This is a genomic window from Anaerococcus lactolyticus ATCC 51172, assembly GCF_000156575.1.
GTDB classification, from domain to species: Bacteria; Bacillota; Clostridia; order Tissierellales; family Peptoniphilaceae; genus Anaerococcus; species Anaerococcus lactolyticus.
Genome location: NZ_GG666220.1, coordinates 1 through 225, shown reverse-complemented (window position 1 = coordinate 225; position 225 = coordinate 1). Strand labels below are relative to the sequence as shown.

General features: G+C 64.9%; 1 pseudogene. It reads right to left on the bottom strand.

The features are described from left to right. Positions 1-225 (bottom strand): annotated as a pseudogene (locus tag HMPREF0072_RS11795) (alcohol dehydrogenase); the annotation flags it as partial.

The window sequence follows — 225 nt, the reverse complement described above, 5'->3', positions numbered from 1 at the left end:
CCACCGATGGCTTCGGAAATGCAGTGCACGCTGCCGACGTCCGCGTTACCGAAGGCCATGCCGGCGATCAGGCTGGCCACCAGCATTTGCTCGCGTGCATGCAGGTTGCCCGGCTCCAGTACGGCGGGCCTGAGGTATTGGCTGATCAGGCGGATGGCATGCAGCGCCAGCCCGTCGCTGATCGGATTCGACACACGGCAGGTGTAGGCTTCGATGGCGTGGGTG